Genomic DNA, 22,164 nt, shown 5'->3' on the forward strand with positions numbered 1-22,164 from the left:
AGTCTAGGACCCCGCCGGCGGCCGGCGCCCGGCCCGGGGAGGCCGGGTCAGGCGGCGCGGGCGGTGAAGCGGTCGCCGGAGCGCTGCACGACCAGCGGCAGCCCGAAGGTCTTGGAGAGGTTGTCCCCGGTCAGCGTGTCGTCGAGGAGCCCCTGCGCCACCACCCCGCCCTCGCGCAGCAGCAGCGCGTGGGTGAAGCCGGGCGGGATCTCCTCCACGTGGTGGGTCACCAGCACCAGCGCGGGGGCGTCCGGGTCGTACGCCAGCTCGGCCAGCCGGGCGACCAGGTCCTCCCGGCCGCCCAGGTCGAGCCCGGCGGCGGGCTCGTCGAGCAGCAGCAGCTCCGGGTCGGTCATCAGCGCACGGGCGATCTGCACGCGCTTGCGCTCCCCCTCGGAGAGGGTGCCGTAGGTGCGCTCGGCGAGGCCGCCGATGCCGAGCTGGCCCAGCAGGGCGCGGGCCCGGGCCTCGTCGCTGCTGTCGTAGCTCTCCCGCCAGCGCCCGAGCACCGACCAGGCGGCCGTGACGACGACGTCGCTGACCCGCTCCTCGGCGGGCACCCGCTCGGCGAGCGCGGCGGTGGAGAGCCCGATGCGGGTGCGCAGCTCGTTGACGTCGGTGCGGCCGATCCGCTCCCCGAGCACGTGGGCGGTGCCGGTGGTCGGGTGCAGCCGCCCGGCGGCGAGGTTGAGCAGGGTCGTCTTCCCGGCGCCGTTGGGCCCGAGCACCACCCAGCGCTCGTCCAGCTCGACCCGCCAGTCGACGTCGTGCAGCAGTGCCGTGCCAGCCCGGCGTACGCCGACGCCGTCGAGGCTGACCACCAGATCCTCGTCCCCAGTCACCCGCCCATCCAACCACGCAACGCCGGGGCGCCCCCCACGGGCGGCGTCCCGGCCATAGGGTGGGGCGCCGTGTCGTTGGTCACCACAACCGGAGGACGATCCATGCCCGGTCGGAGCACGGAGCCGCGCGGATGAGCGGGGTCATCGAGATCGAGGGTCTGCGCAAGACCTTCCACAGCGTGCGGCAGGGCCGCCGGGTGGCGGTCGACGGCTTCGACCTGCTGGTCGAGGCCGGCCAGATCCACGGTTTCCTCGGCCCCAACGGGTCGGGCAAGACCACCACGCTGCGCGCCCTGCTCGGGCTGGTGCGGGCCGACGCGGGCCGGATGACGGTGCTGGGCGTCCCCTCGCCGGACGGGCTGCCCCTGGCGGCCGGGCGGGTCGGGGCGATCGTGGAGAGCCCGCAGTTCTTCGGCAACTTCACCGGCCACCGCACGCTGCGCCTGCTCGCCCGGGCCGGCGGCGTGCCGACCGCCCGGGTCGACGAGGTGCTGGAGCAGGTGGGCCTGCGGGACCGGGGCGACGAGCGGGTGAAGGGCTACTCGCTGGGCATGAAGCAGCGGCTGGCCGTGGCCTCCGCCCTGCTCAAGGACCCGGAGCTGCTGATCCTGGACGAGCCGGCGAACGGGCTGGACCCGGCCGGCATCCGGGAGATGCGGGACCTGATGCGCTCGCTGTCGGAGGCCGGCGTGACCGTGCTGGTCTCCAGCCACATCCTCGCCGAGATCCAGCTGATCTGCGACCACGTCACGATCATCTCGCGGGGCCGGCGGGTGGCGGCCGGGCGCGTCGACGAGGTGCTGGCCGGCTTCGACCGGCACGAGCTGCTGGTGCGGGTGGACGACCCGGCGCGGGCCGTGGAGCTGCTGACGGCGGCCGGGCTGGCGGCGACCGGGCACGACGACCACCTGGTGGTGGGCGACGTGGACGACGCGACCGCGGTCAGCCGCACGCTGGGCGAGGCCGGCCTCTGGGTACGCGAGCTGACCCCGCTGCGGCCCGACCTGGAGAGCGTCTTCCTCGAACTGACCGGCGCGGCGGGGCACCCGACGCTGCCCCGGCAGGTGGACGACTCGGTGCTGCCCGACGGCGGGCCCCGGGAACCGGTGATCGACCTCGACGTGCGGGGAGTGGACGCGTGAACCTGGTCCGTGCCGAGCTGGAGCGTCTCGGCGCCCGGCGCTTCGTGCAGCTCATGCTCGCCCTGCTGGTGCTCGCCTTCGGGGTCACCGCGGCGACCACCCTGGCGAGTTCCCACCGGCCCTCCGCCGAGGAGCTCTTCGAGGCCCAGAACGCCGCCGCCGCGGCGCGCGCCGACCTGGAGCGCACCCACCAGCTCTGCCTGGACCGGCAGCGCGGCGCCGTGCTGGCGGACGACGTCGAGGAGTACGTCCCCGAGGACTGCGGCGAGGTCGACCCGGCCCAGATGGAGCGGGCGCCCGTAGCGGCCGACTTCCTCCACGGGGTGTTCACCTTCGCCGATGAGGCCGGCCCGCTGCTCTACTTCCTCATCGCCTTCCTCGCGCTCTTCGGGTTCCTGGTCGGCGCCTCCTACATCGGCGCCGACCTGAACTCGGGCGGCGTGGTCAACCTGCTGCTCTGGCGCCCCCGGCGGATGACCGTGCTCGGCACCAAGCTCGGCACCCTGCTCGGCGGGATGGCGCTGCTGTCGGTGGCCGCCTCGGCGGCGTACCTCGGTGCGTTCTGGCTGATCGGCCGGGCCGCCGGGCGGCCGGGGCGGCTCGACGGGGAGTTCTGGGGCTCGCTGGGCGCGACCTGGGGGCGCGGTCTGCTGCTGGTGCTGCTGCTCACCGCGGTCGGGTTCGCCGTCGCCACCCTGGGCCGGCACACCTCGGCGGCGCTCGGCGCGGTCGCCGGATACCTGGTGGTGTGGGAGCTGGGCGCCCGGCTGGTGATGGAGATCCTGGACGTCGTCAAGGTGGACCGGTACATGCTCTCCAGCTACGCGGCCGCCTGGCTGAACGGCCGGGTCGAGTTCTGGGACTACCGGGCGTGCGGCAACCCGATGGCCGTCTCCTGCGACGGCCGCTACGTCATCACCTGGCAGTCCTCGCTGGTCCTGCTGCTCGGGCTGGCCGGCGCGCTGACCGCCGCCGCCTTCGTGGCGTTCCGCCGCCGCGACCTGATGTGACGGCCGGCCGGGGTGCGGCAAGACCTTGCAGCACCCCGGGCAACGGTGAAATATTCCTTCACATGACGCCCGCCCGCCGCCGACCCCGCCGCCGCGGGGCGGCGGTCGGCGCGCGGCCCGCACCGGCGGCCGGCCGGCACCGGTCAGCCGACCGTCGAGCCGAAGACCTCGTCGCGGACGGCGTCCAGCGCGGTGCGCAGCGCGCCCCGCAGGATCGGCTCCTCGGGCAGCCCCGTGGGCACCACCCGGGGGCGGACCAGCGTGATCGCCGCGACCTCGTGCTGCACGCGCTCGGCCAGCGCCGCCCCGCCGGCCTGGCCGACCTCGCCGGCGAGCACCACCAGCGGCGGGTCCAGCACCACGCAGGTGCTCGCCACGCCCAGCGCCAACCGGCGCGCCACCTCGTCGAGCATGGGACCGCCGGCCGTGCCGTCGGCCACCGCCGCGCGCACCGCGTCGGCGCCGCTGTCGTCCGGGTAGCCGTGCGCGCGGGCCAGCTCACGGACCGCGTCCGCGCCGACCAGCTGCTGGAACGCCGGTTTCGCCCGGCGGGACACGTCACGCGGGATGGGCGCGCCGGGCACCGGCAGGTAGCCGATCTCGCCGGCGGCGCCGCTGCTGCCGTGGTGCAGCCGGCCGCCCAGCACGATCGCCAGGCCGACGCCGGCGCCGACCCAGACCAGCACGAAGTCGGTCAGCCCCTGGGCCGCGCCCGACTGCGCCTCGGCGACGGCGGCCAGGTTGACGTCGTTCTCGAAGACCACCGGGGTGTGCAGGTCGTCCCGGAGCGCGGCGAGCAGACCGGTGTGCCAGCGGGGCAGGTTGAAGGCGAACGTGATGTCGCCGGTGCCGGGGTCGACGAGGCCGGGGGTGCCCAGCACGATCCGCCGTACGCTCGACAGCTGGGCCCCGGCGCTGCTCGCGGCCTGCACCACCGCGTTGTGCACGACCCCGACGGGGTCGTCGGTGTCGCGGGTCGACTGCTCGACGCGGCCGATGACCGTCCCGGTGATGTCCGCGCAGGCGGCGACCACCCGGTCGGCGCCCACGTCCACCCCCACCACGTGCGCGCTGCCGGGCCGCACGGCGTAGAGCTGGGCGTTCGGCCCTCGCCCGCCGGCCTGCTCGCCGACCCGGGCGACCAGCCCCCGCTCCTCCAGCCGCTCGACGAGCTGGGAGGCGGTGACCTTGGACAGCCCGGTCAGCTCGCCGAGCCGGGCCCGGGTCAGCGGCCCCTGCTCCAGCAGCAGCTCCAGCGCCGCGCGGTCGTTGAGCGCCCGCAACAGGCGGGGGGTGCCAGGCAGCCGGGTCGCACTCATGCCACGTCCTCTAGTTTTGGTAAACCTTGCTAACTGTAAACCGACCTGCGAGCGGGTAGCCGACAGCGTATCGGCCACCCGGGAGCGGGGTGCTCGGCCGACCCGGTACGTCACCGACCCCCGCCGGTACGAATTCGTGCCGGCGGGGACGAAAGGGGAAGATCACGTGGGGCTGGATCCAGGACTGCGCCGGCTCGCGCTCGGCACGCTGCTCGCCGCGTACCCGGGGCCGGTTCCCCCGGGCTGGGCGGTCGACCTGGTCGCCGAGGGGCTCGCGGGGCACACCCTGTTCGGCACCAACGTCCACGACCCGGGGCAGGTGGCGGCCAGCACCGCCGCCCTGCGGGCCGGCCGCCCGGACGTGCTGGTCGCGATCGACGAGGAGGGCGGCGACGTCACCCGGCTGGCGCACGCCACCGGCAGCCCGTACCCGGGCAACGCGGCGCTCGGCGCGATCGACGAGGTGGCGCTGACCCGCCGGGTCTACGAGGCCATCGGCGCGGAGCTGGCCGCCCTCGGCGTCACCGTCAACCTCGCGCCGACGGTGGACGTAAACACCGCCGACGAGAACCCGGTGATCGGCACCCGCTCGTTCGGCGCCGACCCCGCCCGCGTCGCCGCGCACTCCGCCGCCGCCGTGGCCGGCCTCCAGGCCGCCGGGGTCGCCGCCTGCGCCAAGCACTTCCCGGGGCACGGCGCGACGGTCGCCGACTCCCACCACGAGCTGCCCACCGTGGACGTGCCGCTCGACGTGCTGCGCCGGCGCGACCTGCCGCCGTTCGCCGCGGTCGTCGCGGCCGGCGCGCGGGCCGTGATGACCGCGCACATCCGGGTGCCGGCGCTGACCGGCGACGGCCCCGCCACGTTCAGCCGGGCGGTCCTGGTCGACCTGCTCCGCGGCGAGTACGGCTTCACCGGCACCGTCATCACCGACGCGCTGGAGATGAAGGGCGCCGCGGTGGCGGCCGGCGGGATCGGCCCGGCCGCCGTCCGGGCCCTCGCCGCCGGGGCCGACCTGCTCTGCATCGGCGCCGAGGTCGACGCCGCACTGGTCGAGCGGGTGGTCGCGGAGATCGTCGGGGCGCTGGCCGACGGCCGCCTGGACCGGGCACGGGTGGAGGAGGCGGCCGGCCGCGCCGCCGCGCTCGCCGCCTGGACCCGGACCGCCGGCACGACGGCCGCCGCCTGCACCCCCGACGGGCTCGGGTACGCCGCGGCACGGCGCGCCGTACGGGTGGAGGGGGAACTGACCGGCCTGGACCGCCCGCTGGTCGTCCAGCTGCACGCCACGTCGACCCTCGCCGAGGGGCGGGTGCCGTGGGGCCTCGGCCCGCACCTGGACGGCGCGGAGGAGCTGCGCGTGGTCGCCACCGAGACCGGGCCGGCCGCCCTGCACCAGCTCGCCGGGGACCGGCCGATCGTGCTGGTCGGCCGCCACCTGCACCGGTTGCCGGGCGGCGCCGACCTGGTGACCGCCCTGGCCGCCGCGCATCCGGTGACCGTGGTCGAGATGGGCTGGCCCTCCCGGTGGCGGCCGGCGGGCGTACGGGCGTTCGTCACCACGTACGGCGCGAGCCACGCCTGCGGGCGCGCGGCCGCCGAGGTGCTCGGCCTGGCCGGCTGACCCGGGCGCCCGCCGCGGGCGGCGGTTCGCCCCCGGCCGGCTTCGATCGGGCCCGGCCGGGGTATGCGACAGCATGACCGCCATCCACCCGTGGCACCGGGCCCTGGCCGACCTCGTGTCCCGGTCCCACCGGCTGCCCCCGGACGAGCTCGCGGCCGTGGTCGGCGCCGTGCTCCGGCCGCTGGGCGTGGCGGCGACCGTGTACCTGGTCGACGCCGAGCAGCGCGGCCTGCGCCCGCTGCCGGGGTCGGGCCGGCCCGCGCCGGACGTGCTGCCGATCGACACCAGCCTGGCCGGCCGCGCCTTCACCCAGATCGAGGTGCACGCGGGCCAGGGGCCACCGCCCCGGCTGTGGGTGCCGATCGTCAACGGCACCGACCGGCTGGGGCTGCTGGAGGTGTTCCCGCCGGCCGACGCCGACCTCGCCGACGAGGCGCTCCGCGACGGCTGCCGGCTCATCGCCGGGCTGGTCGGCCACCTGGTCACCAGCAAGCGGGACTACGGCGACGTCCTGCACCGGGCGCGCCGGAGCCGGCCCATGGGGGTCTCCGCCGAGCTGCTCTGGCACCTGCTTCCGCCGCTGACCTTCGCCACCGGGGAGGCGGCGGTCAGCGCCCTGCTCGAACCCTGCTACGAGGTCGGCGGGGACGCCTTCGACTACGCGGTGCACGAGGGGACCCTGACGCTGGCGATCCTCGACGGGGTCGGTCACGGCCTGCCGGCGGTGCTCACCACCTCGGTGGCGTTGGCCGCGCTGCGGGCGGCCCGGCGCGCCGGCTCGGACCTGCCCGGCCTGGGGCGGGCGGTGGACGCCGCGATCGTCGCCCAGTGGCGGGACGCGCGGTTCGTCACCGCGGTGCTCGCCGAGCTCGACACCGGCTCCGGGCTGTTGCGGTACGTCAACGCCGGGCACCCGCCGCCGGTGCTGCTGCGCCGGGGCCGGGCCGTGCAGGAGCTGGCCGGGGGCCGCCGGCTCCCGCTCGGCCTGCCGGACGACGGCCGAGAGGTCGCCCAGGCCCGGCTGGAGCCTGGCGACCGGCTGCTGCTGCACACGGACGGGGTGACCGAGGCACGCGACCCGGCGGGCGGGATGTTCGGGCTGTCCCGGCTGGCCGACCTCGCCGAGCGGCACATCGGGTCCGGGCTGCCGGCCGCGGAGACGCTGCGCCGGCTCAGTCACGCGGTGACCGAGCACCAGGGCGGGGCGCACCAGGACGACGCGACCCTGATGCTGGTCGAGTGGTCCGCGGCCGCGTCGGCGAACGCGGAGCCCTGAGCCGGGTCAGTCCAGCCCGCGCCACCCCCGCGCGACGGGCCGGCCGGTGGCCTCGTCCGCGAACCCGAGCAGGGCGTCGACCCCGGTGATCCGCAGGACCCGCGCCACCCCCGGCTGCGGGCCGGTCACCCGCAGCGTCACGTCGCCCTCGCGGCCCACGGCGACGCCGTGCACCAGGACGCGTACGCCGCTGGAGTCCAGGAAGCGCACGTCGGCGAGGTCGACGACGACCTCCCGGACGCCGGGCCGGCGCAGCGCCTCGGTGAGCACCGCCTCGAACTCGCCGGCGGTGGCCATGTCGATCTCACCGGCCGGGCGCAGGACCACCCGCCCCGGCTCCGTGTCCCACGTACCCCGGTCCATGGCCCGCCTCATCGTCGAAAGGACGCGCCCGGCAGCGGCGCGCCTCGACCATACCGACCCCCGGCCGGCCGGGCCACGCCGCCGGCCGCGAGGGCGGACTTGAACGCGTTCAAGAAGTCACCTACGCTGAGGCCACAACATTTGAACATGTTCAAGAAGGGCGTCGGCGATGGACACGAAGGTCTGGATGTACCTGGTCTACCTGGCGATCAGCATCGGGCTGACCGTCTGGGTGGCCCGGGCGCTGTCGCGCAACGGGTTGGTCTTCCTGGAGGAGGTGTTCGCCGACGAGCGGCTGGCGAGGGCCGTGAACAGCCTGCTCGTCGTCGGCTTCTACCTGCTCAACCTCGGCTACGTCACGGTGGCGATGAAGCACCCCGACCCGGTCGGCTCGACCGCCCAGGCCATGGAGGAGCTCTCCCTCAAGATCGGCCTGGTGCTGCTGGTGCTCGGCGCGCTGCACTTCTTCAACGTCTTCGCCCTCGGCCGGTACCGCCGCGGCCGGCTGCGCCAGTTCGCCACCCACCCGCCGCTCGCCCCGGTCGGCCGGCTGCCCATGCCGCCCGCGCCGCGCGGCCCGCACCCCAACCCCGCCGGCCCGCACCCCAACCCCGCCGGCCCGATGACCACCGGCCCGCACCCCGTCGGCCCGCACCCCAATCCCGCCGGCCCGCACCCCGCCGGCGTCAACCCCGCCGGCCCCGGGACGGGGACCGGGCCGGCCGGCGGCCCGCCGGCCCGATGACCACCGGGCACTCGGGCGGGCCGGACGGCCTCCCGGACGCCGCCGCGCACGGGGGCGGTGGCGTCCGGGGGTTCACCGTCCTCTACGACGCGCACTGCCCACTCTGCCGGTCCGCGCGGCGCTGGCTGGCGTCCCGCACCCAGCTCGTACCCCTGGAGTTCGTACCGGCCGGCTCGGCCGAGGCCCGGCGGCGCTTCCCCGGCCTGGACCACGACGCCACGCTGCGCGACCTCACCGTGGTCGCGGACACCGGCGAGGTGTACGTGGGGGACGGCGCCTGGCTCGCCTGCCTCTGGGCCCTGGCCGGCCACCGGGCCACCGCCGAGCGACTGGCCCAACCCCACCTGCTCCCGCTCGCCCGACGGGTGGTCGCCGCCGCCTCCTCGGTGCGCGAACGCGTCCGCGACCCGTGGGCGGAGCCGGCCGACGACCTGGCGGGATACGGTGGCCCCGATGACCGAGCAGACTGCGCCGACGACCGCTGCGGGTGAGCCGGCGACCGCGCGCGGCGAGCAGACCCGGCAGCTCATCCTGGACACCGCCATGCGGCTGTTCCGCGAGCGCGGGTACGCCCGGACCACCATGCGCGCCGTCGCCCAGGAGGCCGGGGTGGCGGTGGGCAACGCCTACTACTACTTCGGCTCCAAGGAACACCTGATCCAGGAGTTCTACGCCCGCGCCCAGGCGGAGCACCGGGCGGCGGCCGGGCCGGTGCTCGACCGGGAGCCCGACTTCGCCGCCCGGCTGGCCGGGGTGCTGCACGCCGGGATCGACGTGCTCACCCCGTCGCACTCCTTCGCCGCCAGCTTCTTCAAGACGGCGGCGGAGCCCACCTCCCCGCTGAGCCCCTTCTCGGCCGAGTCGTCCGGCCCCCGCGAGGCGGCGATCGCCCTCTTCGCCGAGGTGCTGGACGGCTCCACCGCCCGGGTCGACCCGGAGTTGCGCCCGCACCTGCCGGAGCTGCTCTGGCTGGCGTACATGGGGGTGGTGCTCTACTGGGTCTACGACCGCTCGCCCGGCCAGGCCCGCACCCGGCAGCTGATCGACGGCGCGGTGCCGTTGGTCGACCGGCTGGTGGGGCTGTCCCGGTTGCGCGTGCTGCGCCCGGTGACCCGGCAGGTGCTCGACCTCATTCGCACGCTGCGTCACTGACCCCCGCGCCGCCATCCTCCGAATAGCCGCAGGTCAGGTCCGTCATTTGACACCCGGATCGGACCCGCGACCCCTTGCCTTCGCCTCCACGGCTACGTAGCGTGATCGGTGCGCATACCACCCGCGGGCCCTGGGGGGACAGCGGACCGTGGATCCGGCCCGGGAACCACGGTCCGCGCCCCACCGCCCACGGGCGCGCTCAGGGCGGCGGACGCGCTCAGGGCGGCGGACGCGCTCAGGGCGGGTAGACGCCGAAGGACCGCCAGCCCCGGTCGGGGAAGCCGGCGGCGGCCGCCACCCGGGCGGAGGCGGTGTTGGCGGGGTCGTGCAGGTACGTCGGGACGGCCCCCTCGTCGAGCACCCGGCGCGCCGCCTGGGCGACCAGCCGCCGGGCCAGCCCCCGCCCCCGGGCCGCCGGCACGGTGCCGACCGCCAGCTCGTGGCCGTACGCGTCGTGCCGCTTGATCCCGACCCCGGACAGGTAGCGCCCCCGGGCGTCGCGCGCCACCAGCACCGGCCGGTCGAACAGGCGCAGCCAGGACGGCAGCCCGGCGGCGGTCGGGGCCGTCCACTCCCCCGCGTCCGGCAGCGGGGCCGGCGCCACGCTCCACCGGAACACGTCGTCGTGCACCGCCCAGCCGGGTCGTCCGACCGCGGCGGGCAACGCCGCGAGCGGCGGCCCGTCCGGCCGCCGGGCCAGCTCTCGGACCGCCGCGACCCGGTCGGGGGCCACGGAGAGCACGGTGCTCGCGCCGGCGGTCACCGCGACGGCCGGCCGGAGCCGGCCGTCCCAGGCCGGTCGGGCGCGCCGGTGCGAGCCGACCACGTGCAGCCCGGGCCCGGCCGGCCACTGGCCGAGCCAGCTCGCCAGGTGCAGGTGCAGCCGCCGGTCGAGCATCGCGCTCACCTCCCCGCGGCCGTCGGTGGTCACCCGGCGGCCAGGCCGCCGACGCCCGGCCCGCCTCGCCGACGATCACCGTACGCGGGCGCTTCGGCCGCGCGCGACGGAACCCGTCGGGACGGGCCGCCGACGGTCCCGTGGCCGCCGGCGGCCGGCCGCGTCGGGTCCGGGCCGGCGCGAGGGTTGGGCGGCGGGGCGGGCGGGTAGACCTACCGGCACGCCGATGGCCGTGGATTCGTGGGGAGACGGCCGATCACGGGAACCAGACGCATCGATCGGTCGTCATATTCACTTTCATACATGGACAACTTTGTTTGGGACGGTATGGTCATGCCGAATCAGCCGAACGACCGGTACCACCAGGACCCCGAGCGACTCTGGCGGGCCACCGAGGCCGCCGGGCGGTTCCCGGCCCAGTCGGCGTACCGGGGTCACCGCGCCGGGACCGAGGCGCCCTCGTGGAGCGAGGTGGACAAGCAGCCCGCCGGCGCCGCCTCGCGCGGCGGCCTGAACACCCGCTGACCGCCCCGCGCGCGGCCGGGCGACTCCGCGACACACCCGGGCGGTCCACCGGCGGCTTTCGCACACCTGTCGGGTAATTTCTTCTGGTCCGGCATCCCGGCCTACGACAGGAGAAGCTCCGCGCATGGGCAAGAAGACGATCCACGTCTCCGACTTCAGCGGCACGGTCATCCAGCCCGACGACGAGGTGGTCCGCGTCGTCGTCCTGGAGCACCCTGACCTGGTCGCGGGGCCCGTGCGGCTGGACGCCACCCCGGTCGAGGTGGAGGGCATCGACGACGCCGCGCTGGACGTCGCGGTGGTCGAGATCCACGACCGGCACGGCGACGGCGAGCCGCGCCGGGTGGTGCTCACCGCGAGCGAGTTCGACGCGATGGCGACCGACGTGCCGATGGCGCAGCTGCTGAAGACGGCCGAGCGGGTCCGCCCGCCGAAGGCCCGCAAGGGCCCGGAGCGGGTCGACTACGGCACGATCGAGCACGCCGGCCGGCCGCACCGGGGCCGGGTCACCGAGGAGGAGGCCCGGTTGGTGCGCGAGCGGCTCGACGAGGTCAACAAGCGACTCGCCGACGCCGGGATCCGCCAGGTCGACCCGACGGATCCCGAGCACGCCGCCCGCTACGGCTTCCCCACCGCGCCCTGAGGCGGGTCATTCCCGCAGCTGGACGGCCCGCAGCGCCGCCGCCACCCACTCCTCGGTCGCGGCCTTGGTCACGCCGAGCCCGCTGAGGGCCCCGGCCCCGTTCTCGTGCTCCAGGAGCGCGAGCAGGATGTGCTCGGTGCCGATGTAGTTGTGCCCGAGCCGCAGGGCCTCGCGGAAGGTCAGCTCCAGCGCCTTCTTGCCCTGGGCGTCGTACGGGATCAGGTCGGGCACCTCGGCGGCCGAGGGCGGCAGCGCGGCCGTCGCCGCCTCGCGTACCCGCTCCAGCGACACGCCCTGGGCGACGATCGCCTTCGCGGCCAGCGCCTCCGGCTCGCTGAGCAGCCCCAGCACCAGGTGCTCGGGGCGGATCTCGGCGTGCCCGGTGGCGCGGGCCTCGTTCTGCGAGGCCATCACCACGTTGCGGGCGCGGGGGGTGAAGCGGTTGAAGCCCTGCTGCGGATCGAGCGGCGGATCGTCGGCCTTCGGCACGAAGCGCTTCTGCGCCGCCTGCTTGCTGACGCCCATGCTGCGGCCGATCTCGGTCCAGGACGCGCCGGAGCGGCGGGCCTGGTCGACGAAGTGGCCGATCAGGTGGTCGGCGACCTCGCCGAGATGGTCGGCGGCGATGACCGCGTCGGTGAGCTGGTCGAGCGCGTCGGGGCGCGCCCTCTTGATCGCCCGGATGAGGTCGTCCAGACGTACCGGGTTGTTCATCTGCACTGGTTCCGTCATGCGTCAACCATAGGTTGACGAGCCGCTCGCGTCAACCAGAAGTTGACGCGGCGCCCGTGGCGCGCCCGCCCGCCGCCCACCCCGAACCGGCGGCCCCGGCGGGCGGCGCGTAGGAAAGTTTCACCATTGCCCCGTCCCGCATAGAAGATTTACGATCCGATCTTCATTGTCGAACCGCCCTTGCGGGACGGACATCGGAGGCAACAGATGTGTGACGCACCGGAGACAGCCAGCCTGATCCACGCGCCGGCCCGGCGCCGCAGCCTCCTCACGGCGCTCGGCGTCGGCGTGGGGATCGGGGTCGTCGGCCTGCCCAGCCCCGCGCAGGCCGCCACCGGCAGCTGGAGCAACCCGACGCGCGGCACGCTGACCTCCGGTTACAAGAGCCCCAGCCGGCCCGGGCACCTGGGTTGGGACGTGGCCAACAGCCAGGGCACCCCGGTCTACGCCACGGCCGCCGGAACCGTCCGGGACATCAGGACCAACTCGTACCCGGGCGACACGACGAGCGGGCCCCTGGCCGGGCGCACCGGCAACAGCGTCCACATCGACCACGCCGACAACTACTTCTCCTACTACGGCCACCTCTACCGCGTGCTGGTCAGCGACGGCCAGCAGATCAGCTGCGGCCAGCTGATCGGCCTGATGGGAACCACCGGCAACTCGACCGGCCCCCACCTGCACTTCGAGATCCACCACCCCCGGCTGACCACACTCGACCCCCGGGTCTTCCTGGCCAACCGGGGCGTCACCCTCGGCTCGACGGCTCCTGTCGGCAGCACCGGCTACCCGAGCGTCAGCCAGGGCGCCTCGGGGTGGGTGCCCCGGGTGATCCAGTACCTGGTGCGGGCGCGCGGCATCTCCGTCGTGGTGGACGGCGCCTACGGGGCCGGAACCACCAGCGCCGTGCGCAGCTTCCAGAGTAGCCGGGGCCTCTACGCCGACGGCATGGTCGGCCCGATCACCTGGACCGCGCTCATCCTGCCCCTGCGGGAGGGCAACTCCGGCGACCTGGTGCGCGGCCTCCAGACCGCCCTCAACGCCCGGGGCGCCAGCCTCCTCGTCGACGGCGGTTTCGGTTCGGTCACCGCCAGCGCGGTGCGCAGCTTCCAGAGCCGCAACGGCCTCGTCGCCGACGGTCTCGTCGGTCCGGTGACCTGGAGCGTGCTCATCTGAGCGGTGCCGTCAGAGCCAGCCGTTGTCCCGGGCGGTACGGAAGGCCTCCGCCCGGTTGGCGACGCCGAGCTTGCTGACCGCCGCGGAGAGGTGGTTGCGGACCGTGCCGGCGGAGAGGTGGGTACGCCGGGCCACCTCCGCCACCGGCGTGTCGTACTCGGCCAGCCGGAGCACGTCCAGCTCGCGCGGCGTCAGCGGGCACTCCGGCGCGGTCAGCGCGTCCGCGGCCAGCGCCGGGTCGACGTACCGGCCGCCGGCGTGCACCCGGCGGATGACGTCGGCGAGCGTGCCGCCCGGTGCCCCCTTGGGCAGGAACCCCTTCGCCCCGGCGGCCAGCGCGCGTTGCAGGTGCGGCGGCCGGCCGTGCCCGGTCAGGATCACCACCTTGCAGGCGGGCAGGACGCGCGCCAGCTCCGCCGTCACCTCCAACCCGTCCAGGGCCGGCATCTGGAGGTCCACCACGGCGACGTCCGGCCGGTGGGCGAGCGCGGCGGTCACGGCGGCCCGCCCGTCCGGCGCCTCGGTCACCACCTCCAGGTCGGACTCCAGACCGAGCAGGGCGGCCAGCGCCGCCCGGATCAGGTCCTCGTCGTCGGCGAGCAGCACCCTGATCACGGGCGGGTCCGTACCGTCACGTCGAGGCGGAACACCCCGTCGTCGATCCGGTGGCGCAGCGTCCCCCCGGCCTCGGCCAGCCGCTCGGCCAGCCCGCGCAGCCCGAAGCTGTGCCGGTCCGGCGTCGCCCCCTCGGCGCCATCGTTCGTCATGGTCATCCGTACCTCGTCCTCGTCCTGGCTGATCTCGATGGTGCACCAGGTGGCCCGGCTGTGCCGCAGCACGTTGGTGCTGGCCTCACGCAGCACCGCGACGAACTGCCGGGCGATGTCCGACGGCACGGCGTCCGGGGGCAGCGCGACCGCGCAGCGGATGCCGGAGGAACGCAGCACCTGCTCCACCGCGGCGATCTGGTCCCCGAGGTCCACCGCACGATACCCGTGCACCACCTCGCGCAGTTCGACGAGCGCCGACGCCGCCAGCCGCTGCACCTCGGCCGCCTCCCGGCTGGCCCGCCCGGCGTCCGTGGCCGCCAGCCGGGACGCCAGCTCCGCCTTGAGCGCGATGACCGAGAGGCTGTGCCCGAGCAGGTCGTGCACGTCGCGGGCGAACCGCAGCCGCTCCTCGGTGGCGGCGAGGCGCCCCTGGGCCGCCCGCCCCCGCTGCGCCTCGACGAGGAGCCCCCACAGCCAGAGCTGGAGGGCGTTCCACGCGGCCATGGAGAGGCCGGCGACCATCACGATGGTGACCTGGCCGCGGACCGGGGCCCCGTTCCAGGCCGCCACCCCGGCGGCCGTCGCCACGGACAGCAGCACCGCCGGGCCGGCGACCCACCACTGCCGCAGCAGGGACACCGAGCCGATCACCGACGCCCCCAGGAACCCCCAGGTCGCCCACTCCGGCCCGCCCACGGGCCCGACCAGCGGTACGGAGAGCACGGCGGCCCAGACGAACCCGGCGAGCAGGCGCCGCCGCGTCGACTCGGCCAGCCACGGGGTGATCGCCCCGTACAGCGCTCCGCTCTGCGCGACGACGAACAGGACGACCCCCACCGTTCCGGCCACCGCCCAGCGGGGGTCCTCCTCCCGCGACAGTCCGACGGCGGCCAGCAGCAACGTGCCGAGGACGCCGCTGCCGACGGTGCTCAACGTGACGGCACGGGCGCGGCGCAGGCCGACGTCGCGCTCGACCTGCGCCCGCTCCATCCGCACGCTCCCGATGCCAGGTGGTGCGATGACCTCGATCATCCGTGCCGGGGCTCCCATCGGAAGTACCGGCCGGCCAGGAACAGCGACACCACCAGCCAGACCAGCAGCACACCGAAGGAGGGCAGCGTCTCGACGATCGTCCCGGCGAAGCTCAGGGCCTGGCCCTCGTCGGTGCGGGCGAGCCAGCCGACGCGCATGACCTCGGTGAACGGCCCGTTCGGCAGGAACCAGAGCACCCGTTCCAGCGACTCCGGCAGCGCGCCGAGCGGCAGCAGCGCGCCGGGCGTGGCCAGGAAGATCACCACGGTCGGCAGGGTGGTCAGCATGGCCGCCTCGGAGCTGCGGGTGATGGCGGAGAGCGCCGCCGAGAACGCCGCCATGATCGCGGAGCCGAACAGCAGCGCCACCGCCATCACCAGCGGGTTCTTCGGCATCGGCAGGCCGAGCACCAGCATGGCGTACCCGGCCAGCACGACGAACTGGGCGAGGAAAATCGCCACGGTGCTGCTGGCCGTGCCGAGCAGGATGGTGCGGTCCGAGGCGAGCCCGGCCCGCAGCCGCTTGAGCACCAGCTCCTGGCGGCGCGACGCGTACACGGTGGTCAGGTGGTGGTGCACCAGGAAGACCATGATCAGGGTGGTGATGCTGACGACCCGACGGACGCCGGCGACCGCCTCGCCCCCGTACTCGCTGACGAGCAGGATGGCGATCATCAGCGGGGTCACCACGGACATGGCGGTGGCCGTCCAGTTGCGACGCAGCGCCAGCAGCTCCATCTTGAGCATCGCGGCCATCTGCCAGAACGGCTTGGTCGCCCGGTCACCCGAGGCGGTGGTGGTGGTGGGGCTCTGCGTCGTCATCGTCCCGCTCATCGGGCGGCCTCCGGTTCCGCGTGCTGGTCGGTCAGGTCGTGGTCGGCGGCGATGTCCAGGAAGACATCCTCCAGGGTGGCCGGTCGGGCCGACAGGGCGGCCAGCCGGATGTCGCCCGCGTTGGCCCATTCGAGCAGCCGGGTGAGATCGGTCTGGAGCTGGCGGGACTCGTACGTGACCCGGTCGCCCTCGACCAGGCGGGCCGCGTGCGGCAGGTCGGGCAGCGCGTCCGTCGCCGGCAGCCGGAAGCTGATCCGGGCGGGCAGGGTGCGCACGACGTCCTCCGGGGCCCCGGTCGCGACGATGCTGCCGCCCCGCATGATCGCCACCCGGTCGGCGAGGACCTCGGCCTCCTCCAGGTAGTGCGTGGTGAGCAGGACGGTGGTCCCGCCCTTCTGGAGCTCGCGGACGACGTCCCAGGTGCGCCGCCGGGACGCCGGGTCCATGCCGGTGGTCGGCTCGTCGAGGAAGAGCACCTCCGGCCGGCCGAGCACGGCGAGCGCCAGCTCCAGCCGCCGGCCCTCGCCGCCGGAGAGCTGCTCGACCGCCACGTTCATCCGGTCGGCGAGGTCGACGAGTTCCAGCACCTCCCTGACGGTCTGCGGCCGGACGGTGAGGGACCGCCAGATCTCCACCGTCTCCCGGACGGTCAGCGCGCCGGTGAACCCCCCGTGCTGGAGCATCACCCCCGTCCGGGGACGCACCGCGGCCCGGTCCCGCACCGGATCCAGCCCGAGCACCCGGACCCGGCCGGAGGTGGCCGGTTGCAGCCCCTCCAGCACCTCGATGGTGGTGGTCTTGCCGGCACCGTTGGTGCCCAGCAGGGCGAACAGCTCGCCCCGGCGGATCCGCAGGGAGATCCCCCGCACCGCCTCGAACTCCCCGTAGCTGCGGCGCAGCCCGTCCACTTCGATCACGACGTCATCCATGCTTCTCAGGCTGCCGGCGACCGGCGTCGGATCCAACCCCCGCCGCGTCACGTTCCGACCGTGTCGTACGCATGCCTCACCCGTGCGTCCCCCACGCCCGCGGCACGCGCGAGGCGGCGGCGCGGTCGCGCCCGGGCGGCCGACCCCGCGCGGGCCGGGCCGGGGCGACGCGCCGCCACACCCGCTACCGGGCGACCGCCCGCGCCGGCACGCGGGCCGTCATCCGCGCGGGCACCGGGCCCGCCGGGCGGAGCGTCAGCAGGGGCGTGAGCGTCAGCTCGTGGCCGGTCGTGTCCACCCGGAAGCGCGTCAGCAACGCCTTCAGCACCACCGTCGCCTCCTGCACCGCGAACCGCATGCCGACGCACGCCCGGACCCCGCCGCCGAAGGGGAGGTACGCGCAGCGCGGCCGGTCGTGCGTGCCGACGAACCGGGACGGGTCGAAGCGGTGGGGGTCCGGCCAGAACTCCGGGTGCCGGTGGGTGACCCACGGGGAGACGAGGATCTGGGTGCCGGCCGGCACGGGATGGCCCGCGATCTCGGTGTCCACCAGGGTCACCCGCTCGGTGGTGTGCGCGGGCGGGTACAACCGCATGCCCTCCATGACGCTGGCCCGCACGAGCGCGTCGGCGTCCTCCCCGGCGGCGGCGATCCGGTCCTGGATGTCCGGTCGCCTGCCCAGCTCGTGCAGCGTGAAGGTCAACGCGCCCGCCGTCGTCTCGTGGCCGGCGAGCAGGAACCCGAGCACCTCGTCGCGGACCTCCTGATCGGACAGCCGCGCGCCGGTCTGCTCGTCGCGCGCGCCGCGCAGCCGGGTGAGCAGGTTCCCGGCGGCCGGGTCGGTGTCGCGCCCGCAGCCGTCGAGGACCGCGTCGGCGATCGCGAACAGGCGCCGGCGCACGTCGCGCAGCGTGCGGTTGCGCGGCGTGGGCAGGGACAGCGGCAGCCGGAACAGCTGGAGGCGGCGCGCGGTCGAGGTCTCCCCGAGCAACCCCACCAGCTCCTGCAACTCGCCCACCACGCCGTCGATGTCGTCGCCGAACAGCGCCCTGCCGACGACTCGCAGCGTGTACCGCTGCATGAGGTCGTGCAGGTCCACGACGTCCCCGTGCACGGCGGTGTCGGCGACGGTCCGGTCCGCCTCCGCCGCCATGAGCGCGCCGTACCCGGCGACCCGCCGGGCGGTGAACAGCTGCTGCACGATCCGGCGGTGCCTGCGCCACGTCTCGCCGGTCAGCGTGAGCAGGCCGTCGCCGATGCTCTCGCGGATCACCGTGAACCCGACGGTGTCGCGGCCGAACACCGCGCTGTCGTTCAGGGCCCGCCCGACGTCGTCGGGGTGGTACGCGGCCACCGCGGTGAAGCCGAGCCGGCCCGGCCACGCCGGACCGAAGCGGTAGGCCACGCAGTCGCCGTACGCCGCGAAGGACTCCTCGAGGGCGCCCAGCATGTCGCGCTCGAACGCCGGCACGACGCCGAGCAGCGAGTGACCCGGCGGCCCCGGGATGGCGCCCATCAGTCAGGCGCGGCGGCGAACGGCGGCACGTCCACCGGAAGTTCCGGCAGCACCCCGGCGAGAGCCTCGACCTTCGTCCACGTCATGGTCACCTGGTCGAGGTCCCCGTCCCCCAGCGGGACGCCCAGCTCGCCGAACGCCCGGGCCAGCCGCTCCCGCCGCACCGGGTCGACGCCGTCGGTGGGCGCCTCGGGGGCGCAGACGGGCGCGAGGTCCGTCACGACGTCCAGCTTCGGCTCGCGCTCGTGCCAGCCCGTGCGCCGCTGGTAGACGTCGGCGACGGCGGCCAGCTCGAAGTCGCGGCCGGGGGCCGCGGCCAGTTGCAGCGACAGCGGCAGCCCGTCGCCGTCGGCCCCCATCGGCAGCGCCAGCGCGGGGAACCCGACCGCGCTCCAGATGCTGGGCAGGAAGGAGATCGTCTGGAGGCTGGCCTGGTCGTCGTAGCGGGGGGCGGCGGACGGCCAGGCGGGCGTGGCGATGACGTCGACGTCGCGCAACCGCGCCCGCAGTGCGTCGGCGCCCCAGCCACGTACCCGCTGGGCCCGCAGGTACGTCTCCGCCGGCAGCACGCCGCCGAGCGCGACGTTCCACCGGAACGGCCGGCCGTAGTCGCTCCAGCGCGCCCGGAACTGCGCCCCGTGCACCTCGAACGCCTCCACCAGCATCGTGACGAGCTGCGCGGCGAAGAGCGGGAACGCCTCGTCGAACGGCACGTCGACGACCTCCGCCCCGGCGGCGCGCAGCTCGTCGAGCGCGGCGTCGAAGGCGGCGGCGGTGTCGTCGGTCAGCGCGGCGGCGTACCGCACGAGGTCGCCCGGGACGCCGATGCGTACGCCCGCGAGGTCGGCGAGCGGCGGCCGGGACAGCTCCGCGGGCCGGTCCGCCATCACGGCGAGCAGCCGTGCGCACTCCCAGGCCGTACGCGCCAGCGGGCCCGCCGTCTCGACCGACCGCGCCAGCGGGCGGACGCCGGCGGCCGGCAGCAGACCCTGTGTGGGCTTCAGCCCGGTCACGCCGCACAGCGCGGCCGGGATCCGGATGCTGCCGTTGCTGTCGGTGCCGACGCCCGCGTCGAAGAACCCGGCGGGGATGCCGTTGGCGCTGCCGCAGCTCGACCCGCCGGTCCACCGGTGGGGGTCCCACGGGTTGCGGGGCAGCGGGAACGTCGCGTCCGGGTCCGGCCGGGACAGCGCGTGCTCGGCCATCGTGGTCTTGCCCACGATCACCGCGCCGGCCGCGCGCAGCCGCGCCACCAGGGTCGCGTCGCGGTCGGCCCACCAGCTCGCGTCGTGCACGACGCTCTGGCAGGTGCTCGGCGCGCCGGCGACGGCGACAACGTCCTTGACGCCGATCAGCGTGCCGCGCAGCGGCCCGTCGGTGCCCGCATCGTCGATCGGGAAGCGGTGCAGGAAGGTGCCGAGCATCGGCCCGAGCCGGTCGGCCCGCTCGGCGGCGGCGAGGCGGTCCATGTCAGCTCACCACCGGGTGCTCGTGCCGGCCGGTCGCGACGGCCCGCGGCGGGGCCGGTGGCGCGGCACGATTACCGGCCAATTCCGGTTCCGTTCCCGTTCCGGTGGCCCGGAAAAAGTCGCTGTGCGGAAAGGCGAACAGCTCAGCCGTGATGTCGTCACGGACCATGACGTCCGTCTTCCCGTCGCCGTTCGACGAATGACGGTCACCGTTCCGCTTCTGGCGTGCCACGAACACCTCCCCGCACGGGCCGCGGATTTGCGCAGCCCAGGACCACGACAGGTCCGACGATGGCGCGTACGGCCGTCGCGGGGTAACCCCTACGGTCACCCCTCACCACCCCGGAATAAGGCGCCTCGGACGCCAATTCTCACGGCGGCGGCCCCGGAATTCCTGGCTCCCTACCGCGCGGCGCTGCTAAATACTATTCGCATGCCCGCACCGATCTAAATGGGGAAATCAATGAGCAACGCAATCGCGAACCTCGTGGCCACACCCACGCTCGGTGCGGTGGATCCACAGGCGATCGACCTGTCGGACGTGCACAAGAGATACGGCGACGTGCGGGCCGTCAACGGCATCGACCTGCGGATCGCCCCCGGCGAGGTGGTCGCGTTGCTCGGGCCCAACGGCGCGGGCAAGTCCACGCTCGTCGACATGATCCTCGGGCTCACCCGCCCCGACCGCGGCGAGATCCGCGTCTTCGGGCACACCCCCCGGGAGGCCATCACCCGGGGCGTCATCGGGGCGACGCTCCAGGACGGCGCACTACTCGACGACGTGTCGATCCGCGAACTGCTCGCGATGGTGGCGTCGCTGCACGCCGCCCCGCTCCCGATCGCCGAGGTGCTGCGCCGCACCGACCTCACCGACATCGCCGACCGCCGGGGCCGGCTCTCCGGCGGCCAGCGCCAGCGGCTGCGACTGGCGATGACCCTCGTGTCCGACCCGAAGCTGCTGGTGCTCGACGAGCCGACGGTGGCGATGGACGTCGAGTCCCGCCACGTGTTCTGGGCCGCCATGCGGGAGTTCACCGACTCCGGACGCACCGTGGTGTTCGCCTCCCACTACCTGGAGGAGGCCGAGGAGTTCGCCGACCGGGTGGTGCTCGTCCAGGCCGGGAAGGTCATCGCCGACGGCACGGTCGCCGAGATCCGCTCCGTGGTGGCGGGGCGCTCGCTGTCGGCCACGGTCCCGGACGCGACGGTGGAGCAGCTGCGCCTGCTGCCCGGCGTGCAGAGTGTCGAATCCCGCGGCCAGCGCTTCGAACTCGTCTGCTCCGACTCCGACGCCGCCGCCCGGGAGCTGTTCGCGCGCCATCCGGGGGCGTACGACGTCGAGATCGGCGCCCTCGGCCTGGAACAGGCGTTCCTGGCCCTCACCTCCACGAAGGGCGGGGCCGCCTGATGAGCACGGGCTTCCTCAAGATCGAAGTGAAGCGGGTGATCCGGGCCCGCAAGTTCTGGATCGTCGCGTTCCTGTTCCCGACGCTGCTCTACCTGATGCAGGCCAACCTGTTCCGCGGCGAGGTCGTCGAGCGCACCGGCATCGACTTCAGCGAGCACCTGCTGGGCGGTCTCGCCGCCTTCGGCGCGCTCTTCGTCGCGCTGAACGTCGGCACCCGGGTGGCGATCGAGCGGTCGACGGGGTGGCAGCGTCAACTGCGCATCACCCCGCTGTCGCCGACGTCCTACCTGACCGCGAAGCTGGCCGCGGCGATGGTGGTGGCGCTGCCGGCGATCACGGCGGTCGCGCTCACCGGCGCGCTGTTGCAGGGCGTCCAACTGCCGCTGGCCGGCTGGCTCCAGCTGGTGCTCGGAGTCTGGCTCGGCACGCTGCCGTTCGCGCTGCTGGGCGTCTTCATCGGCCAGATCGCCACGGCCGAGAGCGTGCAGGTCCTCACCTCCGTCTCGCACATGCTGCTCGGCGTGCTCGGCGGCGCGCTGTTCCCGTCGGTCGCGTTCCCCGAGTGGCTCCAGAAGGTGTCCGCTGTCATGCCGAGCCACTGGCTGGCCGAGGTCGGCCACAGCCCGTTCGAGGACGACTCCCGGCTCGGGCTCGCGGCCCTGGTGCTCGTCGGGTGGACCGTCGTGCTCGGCGGCGCCGTGACCCTGCGGTACCTGCGGGACAGCGCCCGCGTCTGACCGCCCGCGACCGGGAGCGGACG

General features: G+C 74.9%; 24 protein-coding genes. 12 read left to right on the top strand and 12 right to left on the bottom strand.

Annotation, left to right across the window (positions count from 1 at the left end; all coding sequences use genetic code 11):
• Positions 1 to 47: 47 nt before the first annotated feature.
• Positions 48 to 842: an ABC transporter ATP-binding protein gene (locus AB0G08_RS23055; RefSeq protein ID WP_358091334.1), complete on the bottom strand. Its 795-nt coding sequence runs from the start codon at positions 840 to 842 to the stop codon at positions 48 to 50.
• 131 nt (positions 843 to 973) lie between these two features.
• Here AB0G08_RS23055 and AB0G08_RS23060 point away from each other — a divergent pair, with 131 nt between their 5' ends.
• On the top strand, positions 974 to 1,984 hold the full coding sequence (locus AB0G08_RS23060) for an ATP-binding cassette domain-containing protein (RefSeq protein WP_358091336.1): 1,011 nt from the start codon (positions 974 to 976) through the stop codon (positions 1,982 to 1,984).
• Positions 1,981 to 2,994 carry an ABC transporter permease subunit gene (locus AB0G08_RS23065; RefSeq protein WP_358091338.1) on the top strand — a complete coding sequence of 338 codons (1,014 nt, stop codon included), beginning with the start codon at positions 1,981 to 1,983 and terminating at the stop codon, positions 2,992 to 2,994. Before AB0G08_RS23060 ends, AB0G08_RS23065 begins: the two co-directional genes overlap by 4 nt.
• Before the next feature lie 143 nt (positions 2,995 to 3,137).
• Here AB0G08_RS23065 and AB0G08_RS23070 read toward each other — a convergent pair whose 3' ends face one another.
• Positions 3,138 to 4,313, bottom strand: coding sequence for an ROK family transcriptional regulator (locus AB0G08_RS23070; protein WP_357883872.1), 1,176 nt, complete (start codon positions 4,311 to 4,313; stop codon positions 3,138 to 3,140).
• A gap of 166 nt (positions 4,314 to 4,479) precedes the next feature.
• Here AB0G08_RS23070 and AB0G08_RS23075 point away from each other — a divergent pair, with 166 nt between their 5' ends.
• Entirely contained in the window at positions 4,480 to 5,937 is a 1,458-nt protein-coding gene (locus AB0G08_RS23075) for a glycoside hydrolase family 3 N-terminal domain-containing protein (RefSeq protein ID WP_358091340.1), read from the top strand.
• Between the two features lie 73 nt (positions 5,938 to 6,010).
• Positions 6,011 to 7,213, top strand: a complete 1,203-nt coding sequence (locus AB0G08_RS23080) for a PP2C family protein-serine/threonine phosphatase (RefSeq protein ID WP_358091342.1) — start codon at positions 6,011 to 6,013, stop codon at positions 7,211 to 7,213.
• Positions 7,214 to 7,219: 6 nt separating this feature from the next.
• Here AB0G08_RS23080 and AB0G08_RS23085 read toward each other — a convergent pair whose 3' ends face one another.
• Positions 7,220 to 7,576 (bottom strand): STAS domain-containing protein, encoded by a 357-nt coding sequence (locus AB0G08_RS23085; RefSeq protein ID WP_358091344.1) that lies wholly within the window; start codon positions 7,574 to 7,576, stop codon positions 7,220 to 7,222.
• A 169-nt stretch (positions 7,577 to 7,745) separates the two neighbouring features.
• Here AB0G08_RS23085 and AB0G08_RS23090 point away from each other — a divergent pair, with 169 nt between their 5' ends.
• The 3 genes from AB0G08_RS23090 to AB0G08_RS23100 are packed head-to-tail and all read left to right on the top strand — an operon-like array spanning position 7,746 to position 9,473.
• On the top strand, positions 7,746 to 8,321 hold the full coding sequence (locus tag AB0G08_RS23090; RefSeq protein ID WP_358091346.1) for a hypothetical protein: 576 nt from the start codon (positions 7,746 to 7,748) through the stop codon (positions 8,319 to 8,321).
• Entirely contained in the window at positions 8,318 to 8,812 is a 495-nt protein-coding gene (locus AB0G08_RS23095; RefSeq protein WP_358091348.1) for a DCC1-like thiol-disulfide oxidoreductase family protein, read from the top strand. Before AB0G08_RS23090 ends, AB0G08_RS23095 begins: the two co-directional genes overlap by 4 nt.
• Positions 8,775 to 9,473, top strand: a complete 699-nt coding sequence (locus AB0G08_RS23100) for a TetR family transcriptional regulator (RefSeq protein WP_358091350.1) — start codon at positions 8,775 to 8,777, stop codon at positions 9,471 to 9,473. The genes AB0G08_RS23095 and AB0G08_RS23100 overlap by 38 nt, the downstream gene beginning before the upstream one ends.
• A gap of 235 nt (positions 9,474 to 9,708) precedes the next feature.
• On the opposite strand, the gene AB0G08_RS23105 is transcribed toward AB0G08_RS23100, so the two are convergent.
• Positions 9,709 to 10,371: a GNAT family N-acetyltransferase gene (locus AB0G08_RS23105; RefSeq protein WP_358091352.1), complete on the bottom strand. Its 663-nt coding sequence runs from the start codon at positions 10,369 to 10,371 to the stop codon at positions 9,709 to 9,711.
• Positions 10,372 to 10,704: 333 nt separating this feature from the next.
• On the opposite strand from AB0G08_RS23105, the gene AB0G08_RS23110 reads away from it, so the two are divergent.
• Positions 10,705 to 10,896: a DNA repair protein gene (locus AB0G08_RS23110; protein ID WP_358091354.1), complete on the top strand. Its 192-nt coding sequence runs from the start codon at positions 10,705 to 10,707 to the stop codon at positions 10,894 to 10,896.
• 124 nt (positions 10,897 to 11,020) lie between these two features.
• The gene (locus AB0G08_RS23115) at positions 11,021 to 11,539 is read left to right on the top strand and encodes a hypothetical protein (protein ID WP_358091356.1); all 519 of its coding nucleotides are present in this window, start codon (positions 11,021 to 11,023) and stop codon (positions 11,537 to 11,539) included.
• 6 nt (positions 11,540 to 11,545) lie between these two features.
• Here AB0G08_RS23115 and AB0G08_RS23120 read toward each other — a convergent pair whose 3' ends face one another.
• On the bottom strand, positions 11,546 to 12,271 hold the full coding sequence (locus tag AB0G08_RS23120) for a Clp protease N-terminal domain-containing protein (protein WP_358091358.1): 726 nt from the start codon (positions 12,269 to 12,271) through the stop codon (positions 11,546 to 11,548).
• A gap of 207 nt (positions 12,272 to 12,478) precedes the next feature.
• Here AB0G08_RS23120 and AB0G08_RS23125 point away from each other — a divergent pair, with 207 nt between their 5' ends.
• A complete protein-coding gene (locus AB0G08_RS23125) occupies positions 12,479 to 13,447 on the top strand; it encodes a peptidoglycan-binding protein (protein ID WP_358091360.1) in 969 nt (322 codons plus the stop codon).
• 9 nt (positions 13,448 to 13,456) lie between these two features.
• Here AB0G08_RS23125 and AB0G08_RS23130 read toward each other — a convergent pair whose 3' ends face one another.
• The 7 genes from AB0G08_RS23130 to AB0G08_RS23160 form a co-directional block, all read right to left on the bottom strand.
• The gene (locus AB0G08_RS23130) at positions 13,457 to 14,062 is read right to left on the bottom strand and encodes a response regulator transcription factor (protein WP_101411373.1); all 606 of its coding nucleotides are present in this window, start codon (positions 14,060 to 14,062) and stop codon (positions 13,457 to 13,459) included.
• Positions 14,059 to 15,249: a histidine kinase gene (locus tag AB0G08_RS23135; protein ID WP_358091362.1), complete on the bottom strand. Its 1,191-nt coding sequence runs from the start codon at positions 15,247 to 15,249 to the stop codon at positions 14,059 to 14,061. Before AB0G08_RS23135 ends, AB0G08_RS23130 begins: the two co-directional genes overlap by 4 nt.
• Entirely contained in the window at positions 15,246 to 16,070 is an 825-nt protein-coding gene (locus tag AB0G08_RS23140; RefSeq protein ID WP_358091364.1) for an ABC transporter permease, read from the bottom strand. The genes AB0G08_RS23135 and AB0G08_RS23140 overlap by 4 nt, the downstream gene beginning before the upstream one ends.
• Positions 16,071 to 16,078: 8 nt before the next feature.
• Entirely contained in the window at positions 16,079 to 17,011 is a 933-nt protein-coding gene (locus tag AB0G08_RS23145; protein WP_358091366.1) for an ABC transporter ATP-binding protein, read from the bottom strand.
• A 184-nt stretch (positions 17,012 to 17,195) separates the two neighbouring features.
• Complete coding sequence (locus AB0G08_RS23150; protein WP_358091368.1) at positions 17,196 to 18,527, bottom strand: cytochrome P450; 1,332 nt, start codon at positions 18,525 to 18,527, stop codon at positions 17,196 to 17,198.
• Complete coding sequence (locus AB0G08_RS23155; protein WP_358091370.1) at positions 18,527 to 19,996, bottom strand: amidase; 1,470 nt, start codon at positions 19,994 to 19,996, stop codon at positions 18,527 to 18,529. The genes AB0G08_RS23150 and AB0G08_RS23155 overlap by 1 nt, the downstream gene beginning before the upstream one ends.
• A 1-nt stretch (position 19,997) precedes the next feature.
• The gene (locus AB0G08_RS23160; RefSeq protein ID WP_358091372.1) at positions 19,998 to 20,228 is read right to left on the bottom strand and encodes a hypothetical protein; all 231 of its coding nucleotides are present in this window, start codon (positions 20,226 to 20,228) and stop codon (positions 19,998 to 20,000) included.
• 231 nt (positions 20,229 to 20,459) lie between these two features.
• Here AB0G08_RS23160 and AB0G08_RS23165 point away from each other — a divergent pair, with 231 nt between their 5' ends.
• Together AB0G08_RS23165 and AB0G08_RS23170 are read left to right on the top strand one after the other, a co-directional pair.
• Entirely contained in the window at positions 20,460 to 21,404 is a 945-nt protein-coding gene (locus AB0G08_RS23165) for an ABC transporter ATP-binding protein (RefSeq protein WP_358091374.1), read from the top strand.
• A complete protein-coding gene (locus AB0G08_RS23170) occupies positions 21,404 to 22,141 on the top strand; it encodes an ABC transporter permease (RefSeq protein WP_358091376.1) in 738 nt (245 codons plus the stop codon). The genes AB0G08_RS23165 and AB0G08_RS23170 overlap by 1 nt, the downstream gene beginning before the upstream one ends.
• Positions 22,142 to 22,164 lie beyond the last annotated feature (23 nt).

This window comes from Micromonospora sp. NPDC023644 (assembly GCF_040640115.1).
Lineage (GTDB): Bacteria > Actinomycetota > Actinomycetes > Mycobacteriales > Micromonosporaceae > Micromonospora.